This window comes from Billgrantia montanilacus (assembly GCF_003336675.1).
GTDB classification, from domain to species: Bacteria; Pseudomonadota; Gammaproteobacteria; order Pseudomonadales; family Halomonadaceae; genus Halomonas; species Halomonas montanilacus.
On the sequence record NZ_QPII01000018.1, the window covers coordinates 1 to 15,593 of the forward strand.

Genomic DNA, 15,593 nt, shown 5'->3' on the forward strand with positions numbered 1-15,593 from the left:
TTCCATCATGGCCAGGCACCGATGCTGTGCCGCTGACAGGCCGGATATAAGCGTGCAGTCTCACCCCCGCCGATACGTTTCGGGCTTGCACAACGGGACGGGTCCATATAAGTAGCTTTAGCTCACGACTGGAGGCTGCAAGCCTCCCGGCGGTGTTGCCTATGTTGACGGCTATAGCTGGCGCGGCGGTCTCCGCCAAGGCGCCTGACGGCGCCAGTCGCGATCTGAAGATGCTCCGACAGCGTGGCCATGACTTCCCTTGCCACTTCACGCCAGTCTGCGATGAACCAGAAATAAGCTTAAGGCGAGATACCTTGCCCACAGCCCCTCAACGTCTGCCCATCGATGGTCAGTGTGACCCGTGCAGGGAACGGCTCGCCGCTCATGTCATCGAAGCAGGCTCTCGCTTCCAGCCGGAGCTCGAAAGGCTGATCGCTCAGGCCGCTGGCCAGGGTCACGCGCCCCTCGGCGTTGTCCATGGCGGTGACGCGGTAAGGCAGCGTCAACTCCCGGGCACCGTAATCCAGCACCAGCGACAATTCAGGGGTGTCATGCGCCAGATTGACGTGCCAGCCCGGCTCGTTGCCGCGGCCATGGAACATCACCCCGGGGCGCTGCTCGCGGGTCAAGGAAGAGCGCGCCATGGCAGCGCTGCAGTCGAGACGACCGTTCCCGCTCTCCACCACGGCATCTCCCCCTTTGTTCCAGAAGCTGAGGTCGCCCTGCTGGTAGCGAGCACCGCTGGCCACCACGGCTGGCGTCAGGCGATAGGCGCCGTGTGCTGACCACAGCCGTAGCTCGCGCTCGCCAAAGGCGGTGACCAGATCCTGCTGGGGCGTGCAGCGCCAGGCCTCAAAGCGCTCGGCGCCGCCGGGAAAGAGCAACGAGGGAAGCAGCGGCGCGGTGCTGTCGACCTGACTGACGCCGGGGCGCGGCCCGTCGACGGGCGCGGCGGCGCAGCCGACCAGCAGCAGTGAAGCGGCAGCCAGCAGCACTGGGTGGAAGGAAAAAGGCAAACGAAGCGTCATGATAGTTCCTTGGGCGTGTCGATCCGGGCACAGCATAACAGGCACCGGGGCGAAGGCCGCGGTGCCTGTTTTCACGCTTGCTATCGAAGCATGCTCGACTCGATCGCTGGATCAGCCGTGGCGCCGGCGCAGCTCCCGGGCCACCTCGACCATGTTGGCCAGGGCCGGCTCCACCTCCGCCCAGCCGCGTGTCTTGAGGCCGCAATCGGGGTTGACCCATAGCCGCTCGGCCGGGATACGCTCGGCGGCCTTCTCCATCAGCTGCACCATCCAGTCCACCTGGGGGATGTTGGGCGAGTGGATGTCATAGACCCCGGGGCCGATCTCGTTGGGGTAGGCGAAGTCCTGGAAGACATCGAGCAGCTCCATGTCCGAGCGCGACGTCTCGATGGTGATCACGTCGGCGTCCAAGGCAGCGATGGCGGCGATGATGTCATTGAACTCCGAATAGCACATGTGGGTGTGGATCTGGGTCTCATCCCGAGCCACGGCGGCCGTAAGGCGAAAACACGCCACCGCCCAGTCGAGATAGGCCTGCCATTCGCCGCGCCGCAGCGGCAGCCCTTCACGCAGCGCCGGCTCGTCGATCTGAATGGCCGGAATGCCCGCCGCCTCCAGGTCGGCCACCTCGTCGCGCAGCGCCAGGGCGATCTGGCGACAGGTGGTCGAGCGGGGCTGATCATCGCGTACGAAGGACCACTGCAGCATGGTCACGGGGCCCGTGAGCATGCCCTTCATCGGCCTGTCGGTGAGCGTCTGGGCATACTCGCTCCAGCGTACCGTCATCGCCGCCGGACGCGCCACGTCGCCCACGATCACCGGCGGCTTGACGCAGCGTGAGCCATAGCTCTGTACCCAGCCGTAGCGGGTGAAGACATAGCCGTCGAGCTGCTCGCCGAAGTACTCCACCATGTCGTTACGCTCGGCCTCGCCATGCACCAGCATGTCGATCCCCAGCCGCTCCTGGCGTACCACCGCATCGGCGATCTCGTCGCGCATGCGCGCTTCATAGTCATCACGGCCCAGCTCGCCGGCCTTGAAGGCGCGCCGGGCCGCACGAATCTCGCCGGTCTGCGGAAAGGAGCCAATGGTGGTGGTAGGGAAAAGCGGTAGATCCAGTGCACGACGCTGCTGCCGAGCCCGCTCCGGATAGGCGCCGGCACGGTGGGTGTCGCCCTCGCCGATGCGTGCCAGTCGCTCGGCCACGGCCGGCTTGTGGATCCGCGGCGATTCGCGGCGAGCGTCCAGCGCCGCGGTGGCGGCCTCGAGCCGTACGCGATCCTCGGCGGTGGCGCGGTTGCCCAGCAGCCGCGCCAGGGTCACCGTCTCGTCGAGCTTCTGGCGGGCAAAAGCGAACCAGCTTCTGAGCTCCTCATCCAGATCGGTCTCGGCGTCCAGGTCCACCGGCACATGCAGCAGTGAGCAAGAGGGCGCCACCCAGAGCCGCTCGCCCAGGCGCATGCGGGCACTGGCGAGCCGCTCGCGCAGCACCGCCAGGTCGGCCCGCCAGATGTTGCGGCCATCGATGGCCCCCACCGAGAGCACCTTGTAGCCAGGCAGGTTGTCGATCACCGTGGTCAGCTGCTCCGGATCGCGAACCACATCGATATGCAGGCCGTCCACCGGAAGGCTCACGGCCAGCTGCAGGTTGTCGCCCAGCCCGCCGAAGTAGCTCGCCACCATCAGCTTGACCGGCGCACGACGCAGCGTGTTGTAGGCCGATTCGAAGGCCTGCTTCCACTCCCGGGGCAGGTCCTGGACCAGGGCCGGTTCATCGAGCTGTACCCACGTCACCCCCTGGTCGGCAAGCCGAGCCAGGATCTCGCCGTAGACCGGCAGCACGGCATCGAGCAGCGACAGGCGATCGAACGCCTCGTCGCCCTTCTCCTTGGCCAGCCACAACCAGGTCAGGGGACCGGTCAACACCACCTTGACTGGGTGACCGGCGTCACGGGCCTCGGCCACCTCGTCGAACAGCCGGTTGCTGGCGAGCTGGAAGCGCTGCCCCACGTACAGCTCAGGTACCAGGTAGTGGTAGTTGGTATCGAAATACTTGGTCATTTCGCAGGCGGCGGCGGGCTCACCGCTGGGGGCCCGGCCACGCGCCATTCGGAAGGTGGTATCCAGGTCGACTTCGCCGGCGGCGACTTCCTCCTCGGCACCAAACCGCGGTGGCACGGCGCCCAGCATCGTGGAGACGTTGAGCACGTGGTCGTAGAAGGCGAAGTCGCCCACCGTGATCAGATCGAGCCCCGCCTCTCGTTGCACCTGCCAGTGGTTGCGACGAAGCTCGCGTCCGGTGGACTCCAGCGCCTCGCGGTCAATCTCACCGCGCCAGTAGGCCTCGACGGCGTGCTTCAGCTCGCGACCGCCGCCGATTCGCGGATAGCCAGATATATGAGCTAATGTCATGATGATGTCTCTTCTGCATGAATGCATGCAGATCAGTCTCGCCGGCCACCCCTGGTGAATCAAACTAAACATACTAATCAAAAACATGAAATGGATTCATCATGCTTGAACTACGCCACCTGCGCACCCTGATTGCCCTGCGTGACGCGGGCTCCCTGGTGGAAGCCGCGGAACGGGTACACCTGACCCAATCCGCGCTCTCGCACCAGATCAAGGATCTGGAGGAGCGCCTGGGTAGCCAGCTGTTCGTGCGCAAGTCCCGCCCGGTGGAGTTCACCCGTGCGGGCCAGCGCCTGATGGCGCTGGCCGAGCAGGTCCTGCCGCTGGTGCGCATGGCCGAGAGGGACCTGGCGAGGCTGGTCGGCCATGAGCCAGGGCGTCTGCACATGGCCATCGAATGCCACAGCTGCTTCCAATGGCTGATGCCGACCATCGATCACTTCCGCGATCACTGGCCAGAGGTCGAGATCGACATCCCCGGCGGCCACCACTTCGACCCGCTGCCAGCGCTGGCCCGGGAGCAGCTCGACCTGGTGATCACCGCCGACCCGCAGACACTGCCCGGGGTCTACTACGAGCCGCTGTTCCGCTATCAGGGCCTGCTGGCGGTGGCTCGCCAGCACCCTCTGGCCGACCGCGCCTTCGTCTTTCCCCAGGACCTCGCCGAAGAGACGCTGATCACCTACCCGGTGGAGCACAGCCGGCTGGATGTCTTTACCCAGTTCCTCGACCCCGCCGGGGTCAGGCCACGAGAGCTTCGTACGGCCGAGTTGACCATCATGATGATGCAGCTGGTCGCCAGTGGACGCGGGGTCTGCGCGCTGCCCAACTGGGCGTTGACCGAGTACCTGGAACGGGACTATGTGAAGGCGGTGGCACTGGGCGAAGAGGGGATGTGGAGCACGCTGTATGCCGCCATTCGGGAAGAGAGCCGCGACCAGCCCTGGATGGAGGACTTCCTGCGCACCGCCCGGGAGACGTCGTTCGCAGTACTGGAAGGCATCAGGCCGGCTTGACGGGCAACGCTGTCTCCCTGGGGATTGGCAGCAGCAACGAGAAGCGCGCGCCCCCCAGCTCCTGGCTGTCGTCCACTACCACGCTGCCGCCGTGCCAAGCCATGACCTTCTGGACGATGGAGAGCCCCAGTCCATAGCCGCCCGAGCGACGCGTGCGGCTGTCATCGAGCCGGGCGAAGGGCTTGAAGATGGCCTGACGCTCGCTCTCCGGGATACCCGGGCCATCATCCTCGATATCCAGCCGCACCAGCCGTGCCTCCAACGTAAGGCGTACCAGCACACGGGAACGGGCGTGTCGGCAGGCATTGGCCACCAGGTTCTGCAGCGCCCGCTGCAGATAGCGCGAATCGGCAATGGCCTCCACCTCGGGGCCGGGCGCCAGCTCCAGGCGAAGGTGGCCGTGCAGGGGGGCCAGGGTATCGAGCACCCGCCTGGCCATGGCGCGGCAGTCGACGACGGCACGCTGCAGCTCGGCACCGTTGACGATGCCGCTGTCGAGCCGGGCATAGGTCAGGATCTCATCGATGAGCTGGTCGAGCTCCTCGATATCGCCGTCGATGCCATGCAGCTGCCGATGGACGGCCGGGTCGTCGGTCATGTCCTCGACCATCTGCACGGCAAAGCGAATCCGGGCGACGGGTGTGCGCAATTCATGGGATACGGCGCGAATCATCTCCTGCTGGGAGCGCAGCAGCGACTGTACCTGCGCCGCCATTGCGTTGAAGGCCATGCCCACCCGGCCGATGAAGCCACCGCCGTCGACCTTGACCCGGGTGTCGAGCCGACCGCTGGCAATGCGGCCGGCGGCCAGTTCCAGCCGCGCCAGACGAGCCTCGACGCCACGCACGATAAGGTAGATGATCGCTGCTAGCACGGCCAGCATGATCACCAATACCAGAAACAGGAGGGAGATGGGCGTCGGCTCCAGGGCCGAGACCGGGCCGATCGATAACCACTGCCGGCTGCCATCCTGCGCGGGCACGGCCAGATAGACCGTCAATGCCCAGTGGCCTGGCAGCAGGCGGATGACCAGTTCGCCCTCTCGCAGGCGCGAGAGCTGGTGGCTGTCGAGCCCCTCCGGGGCCAGGTCGCTGAGCTGAACCGGAAGGGTGTCGGTGGTTACCCTGGCCAGCCGCTGCTGGCGGGCCTCGCCTTCCACCTCGGCCAGCCAGTCCCCCAGCAACTGGGCAAGGCCACGCAGTTGGCGCTCATTGAGCCCGGAGAGGCGTGCCTCGAGCACCCGATATTCACCGGCTATGCGGCGATAGATGCGCCAGTTCTCGCCTTCGTCCGGCTTGACCAGGACGCTGCCACGCTGCAAACGCCTCCGCTCGAACCAGACCAGGCCGGCGTCGTCGGGGCTACGCAGGGAAAGTCGCATGTCCAGCCGGTCAGATTGCTGTGTCAGCCAATCACCACGCTCGTTCGCCGGCAGGGAGGCGACCTTTTGGGTCAAGAGCAGCAGCGGCGCTTCGGCCAGCTGCTCGCGGTACTGTTCGATTCGCACCCGATCGACCAGTGCCAGACCCATCAGCGCCAGGCCGAAGGTCAGCAGCAGCGCCATGGCCAAGGCCAGATAGACGCGCAGGAAGGTGCCATCGGCCAGGAACCGCTGCATGGCTCAGGCGTCCTTGACGAAGAGGTAACCCTTGCTGCGCACGGTCTTGATACGATGCGGATGATTGGGGTCGTCGCCGATCTTTGGACGGATTCGCGATACCCGCACGTCGATGGAACGATCCTGTCCGTCGTACTTGATGCCACGCAGGTCGCTGAAGATCTCTTCGCGGGTGAGAACACGCCCGGCATTGCTGGCCAACAACCACAGCAGGTCGAACTCGGCGCTGGTCAGGTCGATGCGATCGCCTTCCAGCCAGGCTTCGCGGGTGGCGCTATCGATGTCCAGGTTGCCGAACGAGAGGCGCACGTCGCCACCCTGTTCGGTGTTGTCCGCCCTCCGCAGCAACGCACGCATACGTGCCAGCAGCACCCGGGGCTGAACGGGCTTGGGGACGTAGTCATCGGCCCCCATCTCCAGCCCCAGCACCTGATCCATATCGTCGGTGCGTGCCGTCAGCATGAGAATCGGGCCGTTATAGTCGGGCCTGGCCCGTCGACAGATCGACAGGCCATCTTCACCCGGCAGCATCAAATCGAGGATCACCAGATCCGGCTGCAGGGTCAGGATCTGCTCAACGCCTCGCGAGCCCTCGGACTCCACGGTCACCTGAAAGCCATTGGCCTCCAGATAGTCACGCGTGAGTTCGGCCAGGCGCACGTCATCCTCGATAATCAGCACGTGTTCCATGTCACCGCTTTCCAGGTTGTCTTCCATCCTCGTTATCCCCGTGCTGGGCAATTCATTTGCATTTCCGGGACGCCCTGTCCCGCCATCTACATCAAGGATACCCGAAATATGCCATTTCGCATGCCTGTGTTGATATTGCGTACAAACAGCCTGATCAGCGAAGCATAGTCCCGGTCCGCGACAATGCCACAGGAAGTCACCAGGCCACACACAGGTTATCCACTTGATGACTGCCAAAAAGCACTCTATCTTGTGTCCATAAACGACGAAACCACAAGATGATGTGCGACTAGCAAGTCATGCCCTTGCTGTCAATGCACATCTTCCCCCGATAAAAAGCCCCGAGAGGAAGGGAACACCCCACCATGGAACAGCTCCAGACCCCCGATGCGGCCAGCCTGTCCATCACCGCACCGCAGACGCTGCGCGTCATCAAGCGTACCGGTGACGTGGCAGCCTTCGATGTCAGCAAGATCGCCGTGGCCATGTCCAAGGCCTTCATTGCCGTGGAGGGAGACAATGCGGCCTCCTCCTCACGGGTACGTGATTTCGTCGCCGAGGCCTCGCGCACCATTGCCGAAACCTTCCAGCGTCGTATGCCCGATGGCGGCACGGTTCACATCGAGGACATCCAGGACAAGGTCGAACTGGCGCTGATGCGTGCCGGCGAACAGAAGGTCGCCCGGGCCTACGTCCTCTATCGTGAAGCCCACGCTCGGGCCCGGGCCGCTGCCGGCGATGATATCGAGAAGCCCCACCCCACGCTCAACGTCACCGCCCTCGATGGCAGCCGCCGCCCGCTCGACCTGGGCCGCATCGAGACCCTGGTGTTCGATGCCTGCGCGGAGCTGGCCAACGTCGACCCCAACCGCATCGTCGAAGAGGCACTGAAGAACCTCTACGACGGCGTTACCGTCGATGGCGTCTCCCAGGCGCTGATGATGACCGCCCGCACCCTGGTGGAGAAGGACCCCAACTACACCTACGTCACCGCCCGCCTGCTGCAGGACAACCTGCGCCGCGAGGCGCTGTCGTTCCTGGGCGTGGCCGAGGAAGCCACCTTCGGCGAGATGGCCGAGCTCTACAAGCCCGCCTTCCACGCCTACGTGGCCCGTGGAATCGAGTTCGAGCAGCTCGACCCCAGGCTCGCCGAGTTCGATCTGGAGCGTCTGGGCGACGCGCTGGACCATACCCGCGACAACGCCTTCACCTACCTGGGCCTGCAGACCCTCTACGATCGCTACTTCATCCACCGCGACGACGTGCGCTACGAGCTGCCCCAGGTGATGTTCATGCGCGTCGCCATGGGCCTCTCGCTGAATGAAGACGACCGCGAAGCCCGCGCCATCGAATTCTACGAGCTGCTCTCCAGCTTCGACTACATGGCCTCCACGCCGACGCTGTTCAACGCCGGCACCGTGCGTAGCCAGCTCTCCTCCTGCTACCTCACCACCGTGCCCGACAACCTGGATGGCATCTACAGTGCCATCCGCGACAACGCCCTGCTCTCCAAGTGGGCCGGCGGCCTGGGCAACGACTGGACGCCGGTGCGCGCCCTGGGCTCCTACATCAAGGGCACCAACGGCAAGAGCCAGGGCGTGGTGCCTTTCCTCAAGGTGGTCAATGACACCGCGGTGGCGGTGAACCAGGGCGGCAAGCGCAAGGGGGCGGTCTGCGCCTACCTGGAGACCTGGCACCTGGACGTCGAGGAGTTCCTCGACCTGCGCAAGAACACCGGTGACGACCGTCGCCGCGCCCATGACATGAACACCGCCAACTGGGTCCCGGATCTGTTCATGAAGCGGGTCTTCGACGACAAGGAGTGGACGCTCTTCTCACCCTCCAACTGTCCGGACCTCCACGACCTCTACGGCGCCGCCTTCGAGAAGCGCTATGAGGAGTACGAGGCGATGACCTACAGCGGCCAGCTCAAGCTCTACAAGCGGGTCCGCGCCAAGGACCTGTGGCGCAAGATGCTCTCGATGCTGTTCGAGACGGGCCATCCCTGGATCACCTTCAAGGACCCCTGCAACCTGCGCAGCCCCCAGCAGCACGCCGGCGTGGTGCACTCCTCCAACCTGTGCACCGAGATCACGCTCAACACCAGCGTCGACGAGATCGCGGTGTGCAACCTGGGTTCGGTCAACCTGGCCCAGCACGTGACCGACGGCAAGCTCGACAACGAGAAGCTGGGCAAGACGGTACGCACCGCGGTGCGGATGCTCGATAACGTCATCGACATCAACTACTACGCGGTGCCCCAGGCGCGCAATTCCAACTTCAAGCACCGTCCGGTGGGGCTGGGCATCATGGGCTTCCAGGATGCGCTCTACGCCCTGGGCATCGCCTACGCCAGCGACGGAGCCATCGAGTTCGCCGACCGTTCCATGGAGCTGGTCAGCTACCACGCCATCGAGGCTTCCAGTGATCTCGCCGCCGAACGCGGCCGCTACGAAAGCTTCGACGGTTCGCTCTGGAGCCAGGGTGTGCTGCCCATCGACTCCATCGAGAAGCTCAGGGTCGAACGCGGCGAGCAGTACATCGAGGTCGACACCTCGAGCACCCAGGACTGGGGACGTATCCGCAACAAGGTCGCCAAGCAGGGCATGCGCAACTCCAATGTGATGGCCATTGCCCCCACGGCGACCATCTCCAACATCTGCGGCGTCACCCAGTCCATCGAGCCGACGTATCAGAACCTCTATGTGAAGTCGAATCTCTCCGGCGAGTTCACCGTGGTCAACGCCTTCATGGTCAATGACCTCAAGGAGCGCGGCCTGTGGGACGAGGTGATGATCAACGACCTCAAGTACTACGACGGCAGCGTCCAGCCCATCGACCGGGTGCCGGATGACCTCAAGGCGAAGTACGCCTCCGCCTTCGAGGTGGAGCCCAAGTGGCTGGTCGAGGCCGCCTCCCGTCGCCAGAAGTGGATCGACCAGGCCCAGTCTCTGAACCTCTACATCAAGGGGGTTTCCGGCAAGAAGCTCGACGTGACCTATCGTATGGCCTGGTTCCGTGGCCTGAAGACCACCTACTACCTGCGCGCCCTGGGCGCCACCTCGGTGGAGAAGTCCACCGTGGAGCGCGGCACTCTGAACGCCGTGAGCAACGGCGGTGCGCCGGAACCGACCCCGACACCCGCCGCGCCGGCCGCGTCCGAGCCGCGGGGTATAGAGGACTTTCTGAGCGGCAAGGCGGGCAGCGGTTCACGCGCGCCCAGCGCCTCCGAAATCGATGATCTGGGCTGCGAAGCCTGCCAGTAACACGACACCCCCTGCAGGAGCGCGGCAAACCGCGCGCCTGCAGGCAGCCGGACCACATACCGGAGAGAAATAGATGCTGAACTGGGACGAATTCAACGAAGACGAGACCGCCGTTGCCGACAAGCCGGCACCGGCAACACCGCCGCCCGGCGCCAAGGCGGAGCCGAGCGCCCCGGCTGAAGCCGGCGAGGTCCAGGAAGCCGGCGGGAACTACGTGATCGCCGAGGCCGACCGCATCGAGCGCGCCCGCAAGTCGCTGGAGGAGCTCGACGTTGCCGCCGGCCTCGAGGAACTGGAGATGGGTGCGGCGCGCATCGAGGTCAGCGACAAGCAGATGATCAACGCCCGCGCCGACTTGAACCAGCTTGTGCCGTTCAAGTACGAATGGGCCTGGCAGAAGTACCTGGACGGCAGCGCCAACCATTGGATGCCCCAGGAAGTGAACATGAACGCCGACATCGCCCTGTGGAAGAGCCAGGATGGGCTCACCGCGGACGAGCGGCGTATCGTCGAACGCAGCCTCGGCTACTTCTCCACCGCCGACTCGCTGGTGGCCAATAACCTGGTGCTGGCGCTCTACCGCCTGATCACCAACCCCGAATGCCGGCAGTACCTGCTGCGCCAGGCCTTCGAGGAGGCCATCCACACCCACGCCTACCAGTATTGCGTGGAGTCGCTGGGCATGGACGAGGGTGCGGTCTTCAACATGTACCGCGAGGTGCCCTCCGTGGCCGCCAAGTCGGCCTGGAGCCTCAAGCACACCCAGTCACTGGCGCGCGCCGACTTCAACACCGGCACCCCGGAGACCGACCAGGAGCTGCTGCGCAACCTGGTGGCCTTCTACTGCGTCACCGAAGGCATCTTCTTCTACTGCGGCTTCAGCCAGATCCTCTCCATGGGGCGGCGCAACAAGATGACCGGTGTGGCCGAGCAGTTCCAGTACATCCTGCGTGACGAGTCGATGCATCTGAACTTCGGCGTCGACATGATCAACCAGATCAAGATCGAGAACCCGCACCTGTGGACGGCCGAGTTCCAGGACGAGGTGACACAGATGATCCTCGAGGGCACCGAGCTCGAGATCGCCTATGCCCGCGACACCATGCCCCGCGGGGTGCTGGGCATGAACGCGGCGATCATGGAGGAGTACCTGCGCTTCATCTGCAACCGCCGCCTGGCCCAGATCGGCCTCAAGGAGCAGTATCCCGGCGCGCAGAACCCCTTCCCCTGGATGAGCGAGATCATCGACCTGCGCAAGGAGAAGAATTTCTTCGAGACCCGCGTCACGGAATATCAGGTGGGTGGCGCGCTGAGCTGGGATTGACCGGGACTGGCAAGCGGGGGGAATCCCCGATAGTGGCAAGCTTGGGAGGAAGCAACATGACCGAATCGAGAAGTGTCATCAAACGCGTCTACGTGCCCACGCATGTACGCGATCTTCCTAACGGGGAGAGGGTAAGAATCCCCGGCTACTATAAGAAGCCACCCTCGAGCTGAGGCGACGCCCCTCCCGGCAACGGGCGGGGCGTTTTTCTTCAACCCTGGCAACGCCCATACCCGGGTGACGCCTCTCTCCCGACGAACCAACCGAGGACAATCCGATGCATGCAACGCGATCCGCTGAAGCACGTCGCGACTCCCGGGCCTGGCAGACCGCCCTGGATCGAGCACTCGCCGCCCATGACAGCGAAGACGCCTTCGCCCACTATCCCCATGTGGCCTTCGCCTTCCCGTCGTCGTCCCCCAATCCCTACTCGGGGGACTATCCGCTACTCAACTACCGAGAGCTGAAGGAGTGGGCGACCTCGCGCGGCTGGCGTGTCCGCCCCGCCCCGGAGCGGGCACCCGCCGGCGAGAAGTACAGTCCGCCGGTTCGCTTCACCCGCGGCAGGACTCATCACATGCCCTAGTCATCACAAGCGCCGCAAGTTGACCGGGTGCTCCCGGCCAACTTGCGCCCGAATCGCCTTCCCCAAGGGCGCTAGCCCCTTGCCTTCCGGTTCACGTGCACTAGAGTTCGCAGCCAGCCATTCAGGTAAGGTTCGTCCGATATCACGATATCACTCGTTGCCGGCTCCTCGCCTCTTCGTCTCCAGGCGGCCGTACAGTCTGGCGAGGGGGGTGGCGCTGATGCCATGAACGATCATCGAGGCGAGGGCGATAAGGCTACCAAGCGTCCAGGCGATATCGTAGCCCGTGCGGCTGGAGATCAGCGTTGCGTAGTAGAGGGCGGAGATACCGATCGGGCCGAACCATCCCATGATCCAGGCGATCGGCCAGTCGCGTAACGGCGGTAGCCACGGTCGCAGCAGCAGTATCACCGGCAGGCGGCGCAGCATCAGCACGAGTAGCGCCAATATCAGCCCTTCCCACCCCAGTGCCAGCCACTCGGACCAGGGCGTTATCAGGCCGAAGAAGACAAAGACCGGCAGGGTCAGCAGGATATTGACCGCCTCCTGTACGTTGTCCTCCTCGCTGCGCTCCTTGCCGCCCACCTCCTGGTCGAAGGCCAGGCCAGCGGCGAACACGCCAAGAATGCTGTTGGTATCCAGCAGCGAGCCCAACCCCAGCACCAGGATCGTCAGCGCCAGGGTAATGGAGAGAAAGGAAGGCTGGTCGAGAAAGCCACGCTGCTCAGACCACTGCAATGCCCGCCCTGCCGCCCAGCCAAGTGCGATCCCGATGAGCACGCCCCCGCCGACCTCCCACAGCCAGACCCTGCCGAACCAGTCGAGCCAGACGTCGCCGGCAGGGAAGGACAACAGCAAGATCGGCAGCAGAACCAGGGGATAGGCTAGACCATCATTGGCGCCGGATTCGATCGAAAGCAGGTGCCGATACCCGTTGGGGAGGTTTTCTTTGGCCACCCCGCCGGTAACGATAGAAGACGCCACTACCGGGTCGGTGGCGCAGATGGTGCCGCCGACCAGCAAAGCCATCAACAGCGGCAGGCCCATGACCCAGTGCGTCAGCAGCGAGCTGACCAGAAACATGGCCGGCATGGCAACGGCGAGCAGTATCAGAAGAGAGCGCCAATGAACGAAGGGATAGCGAGGCGGCAGGCGCAGGGCGATGCCCATCAGGCTGATGCCCAGGGTGAAGCGCGCCGTCTCCTCGAACAGTTTCTTTTCGTCACCCCAGCCGGCCGGATCCAGCACCCCGGCTCCCTGGGGACTGAGTGCCACACCCAGCACGAATGCCAACAGGGGTCCCGTAAGCCAGGTGCGCTCCAGCGGGCGCGACAGCAGCCCGACGACCAGCACCAAGCCTCCCACGACGGCCAAGACGACATTGATCTCTTGCATGGTTCACTCCCTGTGACCTTCGGCCTCCTTTCAAACGTAGCGCGGGTTGCCGGTAGTACAAGGGGCGGTGGGGAGGTGGGGAGGTGAGGGCTGCGCAGCGATTAAATTGCACGACTACAAGGAGTATTCAATCATTCTGCCATGTGGTAATTGAAATAGAATCTCCGATGGAGCCACCAGCAAAAAAATCTAACGCCATAGAGCTGTAATAAACGCTCGGCGTTCCGTTACCTGTGTATTCCATACTTTTACCAATAACGGCACCGACTATTGCACTCGTCCCTTTACCATCGATAGTAGGAGGAACTACTACCTGAGAGTCGCTGCCGTCGATGCCTTGCCTAGCAATAACCAAACCAGCAAAACAAGCGTTACCTTGCTTGAACTCTAAGGTGCCACCCTCTAAAATAATAATCCCCCCGGAATCACTATTTATTTCAATAGTTTCATTAACACCCGCGTAAGCAATATTGCTGAGACCAGAGACCTGCCCTGGGTTCATGGCCACCTTACCGCCACTCAGAAGATCATCTATGAACTGATCCAACTCCGCCTCAGCTTCAGAAATAGTAAGATCTTCAGCATATGCCAATTCTTCATAGCCAGACTCGCTCGACACAACGGGAGGATCACCATCGATATTATCCCCTTTTCCACCCTCGGAATAGATACCGTCAGGTATGATTAAACCAGCCCTATCTTGACCGCTTGTATTTATCTCAGGCGTATTACTTCCTTTTATACTGCAGCCTGCTTCTCCTACAATATGATCACGCCCATTAATAGAACTACTCGCCTGACCTGAACCAGTGGAAACAGAACAATTAGTTCCGTAACAGGTATATGCACCATTAGCTTTGATAAAATCGGGAGGCACTCTCGCAAAAACAGTATCTAAAAAGGCTCTTGACTGTTGGCCTGACAGGCCTTGAACCCTGACCTCCACAGAGCTCGCACCCCAGATCACTGGCTCAATGACTTCATATCTATTGCCTGCTGCTGCAAGAGCAGCGTGCCCATCCCAAGACTCTTCTTCACTACTAGTAGTTGGCCACCCTTCACTTTTCAGCCATGCCATAAATTCAGATGCGCCTAATTCAGCATTCATTTGTGCTTCTGTAGTGGCTTTGTAATTGCCTGCCAACCGCTCGTCGAGGATTGAAGACTGCATGCCAGAAAGTCCTAGCATCAGCGACATTGTCAAAAGAGAAAGGACAACAACCAAAGCTGCGCCTCTTTGCCTTTTCATAACAACCTCCCGGCACAAAATATAATTATATTCAATTAACTGCGGCATTCCGATTCACTGCATGAAAAGTGAATTCATCAGGATTATCAGCCACTCCTGACTCAAGGCGAAAAACTAGCTCCCAGACTCCATCTCCCAAGCTACTCGGCATAGGGAATCCACCCGAAACAAAACCTCCGACCAATGGCTCGGTAAATTCTGGCACCGTTGGACAGCCTACCTTCAGCATGAGAGTGTTCTCGCCATTAAATTCTTCGACCCAATATTCCTTTGTAACATTAGCCCCAGAACCACAAGAAGCAAGGTCGCCATTATTAGGCACTACCAAATTAAAGACTGAATCATCGTTTATGGTATTCGCTCGTCGAATATCACGAATCAACATTTCAGTGGCAAAGGTAAGCGCCGCCTGCTTGTTGCCCATCAGCTCGGTCTGACGAAAGGTCTGGAAGCCCATCAGAAAAAGCTGGCCTGCGCCTAGGATAATGATCAGACCAATCACCAGCGCCACCATCAGCTCAATCAGGCTGAAACCCCGCTGATGCCTAGATAGCAGGACGCCGTCCAGGCTTGGAAAAACGCTTGGCCCGTGTCGACGATTCATAGCTCAGGAAGCCTGAAGAGATAAATAAATGGTTCTAGGTCCTCTTCATCCATGAATCGCCCCTCCTGCCAAGCAATAGTTACTATATAATTGCAATTGCTAGGTGAAACTATGCTACTTCCTGCATCAGCTAAAATCTTGCCAAACCACTCCGTTTTCCAATCACCTTCAATATCGCTATCGCTTGGGCATGTTTTAGGATTCGATTTAGATAGTTTTTCCCATGCCCTTTCCTGGGCGTCGATAGCCGCCAGGCTCACCACCGAGCGCTGATAACCCATATGGGCGCTCTGCAAGGCCTTGAGCTGCATGGCCGCCACGCCCAGCAGCCCGATGGAGAGTACCACCAGAGCAATCAGCGCCTCGATCAGCGTAAAGCCTATCTGTGAACGGTTGCCCTTCATC

12 protein-coding genes are annotated in these 15,593 nt (G+C 62.2%); 4 read left to right on the forward strand and 8 right to left on the reverse strand.

All coding sequences use genetic code 11. The features are described 5' to 3' along the window. Positions 1 to 299: 299 nt before the first annotated feature. On the reverse strand, positions 300 to 1,028 hold the full coding sequence (locus DU505_RS18335; protein ID WP_114480441.1) for an MliC family protein: 729 nt from the start codon (positions 1,026 to 1,028) through the stop codon (positions 300 to 302). Between the two features lie 111 nt (positions 1,029 to 1,139). Then, the gene (metE, locus tag DU505_RS18340; protein ID WP_114480442.1) at positions 1,140 to 3,440 is read right to left on the reverse strand and encodes a 5-methyltetrahydropteroyltriglutamate--homocysteine S-methyltransferase; all 2,301 of its coding nucleotides are present in this window, start codon (positions 3,438 to 3,440) and stop codon (positions 1,140 to 1,142) included. Between the two features lie 101 nt (positions 3,441 to 3,541). Here metE and DU505_RS18345 point away from each other — a divergent pair, with 101 nt between their 5' ends. Then, positions 3,542 to 4,456 (forward strand): LysR family transcriptional regulator, encoded by a 915-nt coding sequence (locus tag DU505_RS18345; protein WP_114480443.1) that lies wholly within the window; start codon positions 3,542 to 3,544, stop codon positions 4,454 to 4,456. On the opposite strand, the gene DU505_RS18350 is transcribed toward DU505_RS18345, so the two are convergent. Then, a complete protein-coding gene (locus DU505_RS18350) occupies positions 4,443 to 6,074 on the reverse strand; it encodes an ATP-binding protein (RefSeq protein WP_114480444.1) in 1,632 nt (543 codons plus the stop codon). The genes DU505_RS18345 and DU505_RS18350 overlap by 14 nt on opposite strands. A gap of 3 nt (positions 6,075 to 6,077) precedes the next feature. Further along, entirely contained in the window at positions 6,078 to 6,791 is a 714-nt protein-coding gene (locus DU505_RS18355; RefSeq protein WP_114480445.1) for a winged helix-turn-helix domain-containing protein, read from the reverse strand. A gap of 338 nt (positions 6,792 to 7,129) precedes the next feature. On the opposite strand from DU505_RS18355, the gene DU505_RS18360 reads away from it, so the two are divergent. The 3 genes from DU505_RS18360 (at position 7,130) to DU505_RS18370 (ending at position 11,940) form a co-directional block, all read left to right on the forward strand. Beyond that, entirely contained in the window at positions 7,130 to 10,030 is a 2,901-nt protein-coding gene (locus tag DU505_RS18360) for a ribonucleoside-diphosphate reductase subunit alpha (protein WP_114480446.1), read from the forward strand. A 73-nt stretch (positions 10,031 to 10,103) separates the two neighbouring features. Further along, the gene (locus DU505_RS18365; protein ID WP_114480447.1) at positions 10,104 to 11,354 is read left to right on the forward strand and encodes a ribonucleotide-diphosphate reductase subunit beta; all 1,251 of its coding nucleotides are present in this window, start codon (positions 10,104 to 10,106) and stop codon (positions 11,352 to 11,354) included. A 277-nt stretch (positions 11,355 to 11,631) separates the two neighbouring features. Continuing rightward, on the forward strand, positions 11,632 to 11,940 hold the full coding sequence (locus tag DU505_RS18370) for a hypothetical protein (protein WP_114480448.1): 309 nt from the start codon (positions 11,632 to 11,634) through the stop codon (positions 11,938 to 11,940). A gap of 150 nt (positions 11,941 to 12,090) precedes the next feature. Here DU505_RS18370 and DU505_RS18375 read toward each other — a convergent pair whose 3' ends face one another. From DU505_RS18375 to DU505_RS18390, 4 genes are all read right to left on the reverse strand, one after another. Continuing rightward, the gene (locus DU505_RS18375) at positions 12,091 to 13,335 is read right to left on the reverse strand and encodes a cation:proton antiporter domain-containing protein (RefSeq protein ID WP_114480449.1); all 1,245 of its coding nucleotides are present in this window, start codon (positions 13,333 to 13,335) and stop codon (positions 12,091 to 12,093) included. Positions 13,336 to 13,462: 127 nt separating this feature from the next. Further along, positions 13,463 to 14,584 (reverse strand): pilus assembly PilX family protein, encoded by a 1,122-nt coding sequence (locus tag DU505_RS18380; protein ID WP_181872867.1) that lies wholly within the window; start codon positions 14,582 to 14,584, stop codon positions 13,463 to 13,465. Between the two features lie 31 nt (positions 14,585 to 14,615). Next, the gene (locus DU505_RS18385) at positions 14,616 to 15,188 is read right to left on the reverse strand and encodes a PilW family protein (RefSeq protein ID WP_114480451.1); all 573 of its coding nucleotides are present in this window, start codon (positions 15,186 to 15,188) and stop codon (positions 14,616 to 14,618) included. Then, entirely contained in the window at positions 15,185 to 15,592 is a 408-nt protein-coding gene (locus DU505_RS18390; protein ID WP_114480503.1) for a type IV pilus modification PilV family protein, read from the reverse strand. The genes DU505_RS18385 and DU505_RS18390 overlap by 4 nt, the downstream gene beginning before the upstream one ends. Between the last annotated feature and the right edge of the window lies 1 nt (position 15,593).

What these genes read in the sequence shown, in the direction of transcription:
- DU505_RS18335 (WP_114480441.1), bottom strand. Translation starts at nt 1,028, where the DNA reads ATGACGCTTCGTTTGCCTTTTTCCTTCCACCCAGTGCTGCTGGCTGCC.
- metE (WP_114480442.1), bottom strand. Translation starts at nt 3,440, where the DNA reads ATGACATTAGCTCATATATCTGGCTATCCGCGAATCGGCGGCGGTCGC.
- DU505_RS18345 (WP_114480443.1), top strand. Translation starts at nt 3,542, where the DNA reads ATGCTTGAACTACGCCACCTGCGCACCCTGATTGCCCTGCGTGACGCG.
- DU505_RS18350 (WP_114480444.1), bottom strand. Translation starts at nt 6,074, where the DNA reads ATGCAGCGGTTCCTGGCCGATGGCACCTTCCTGCGCGTCTATCTGGCC.
- DU505_RS18355 (WP_114480445.1), bottom strand. Translation starts at nt 6,791, where the DNA reads ATGGAAGACAACCTGGAAAGCGGTGACATGGAACACGTGCTGATTATC.
- DU505_RS18360 (WP_114480446.1), top strand. Translation starts at nt 7,130, where the DNA reads ATGGAACAGCTCCAGACCCCCGATGCGGCCAGCCTGTCCATCACCGCA.
- DU505_RS18365 (WP_114480447.1), top strand. Translation starts at nt 10,104, where the DNA reads ATGCTGAACTGGGACGAATTCAACGAAGACGAGACCGCCGTTGCCGAC.
- DU505_RS18370 (WP_114480448.1), top strand. Translation starts at nt 11,632, where the DNA reads ATGCATGCAACGCGATCCGCTGAAGCACGTCGCGACTCCCGGGCCTGG.
- DU505_RS18375 (WP_114480449.1), bottom strand. Translation starts at nt 13,335, where the DNA reads ATGCAAGAGATCAATGTCGTCTTGGCCGTCGTGGGAGGCTTGGTGCTG.
- DU505_RS18380 (WP_181872867.1), bottom strand. Translation starts at nt 14,584, where the DNA reads ATGAAAAGGCAAAGAGGCGCAGCTTTGGTTGTTGTCCTTTCTCTTTTG.
- DU505_RS18385 (WP_114480451.1), bottom strand. Translation starts at nt 15,188, where the DNA reads ATGAATCGTCGACACGGGCCAAGCGTTTTTCCAAGCCTGGACGGCGTC.
- DU505_RS18390 (WP_114480503.1), bottom strand. Translation starts at nt 15,592, where the DNA reads ATGAAGGGCAACCGTTCACAGATAGGCTTTACGCTGATCGAGGCGCTG.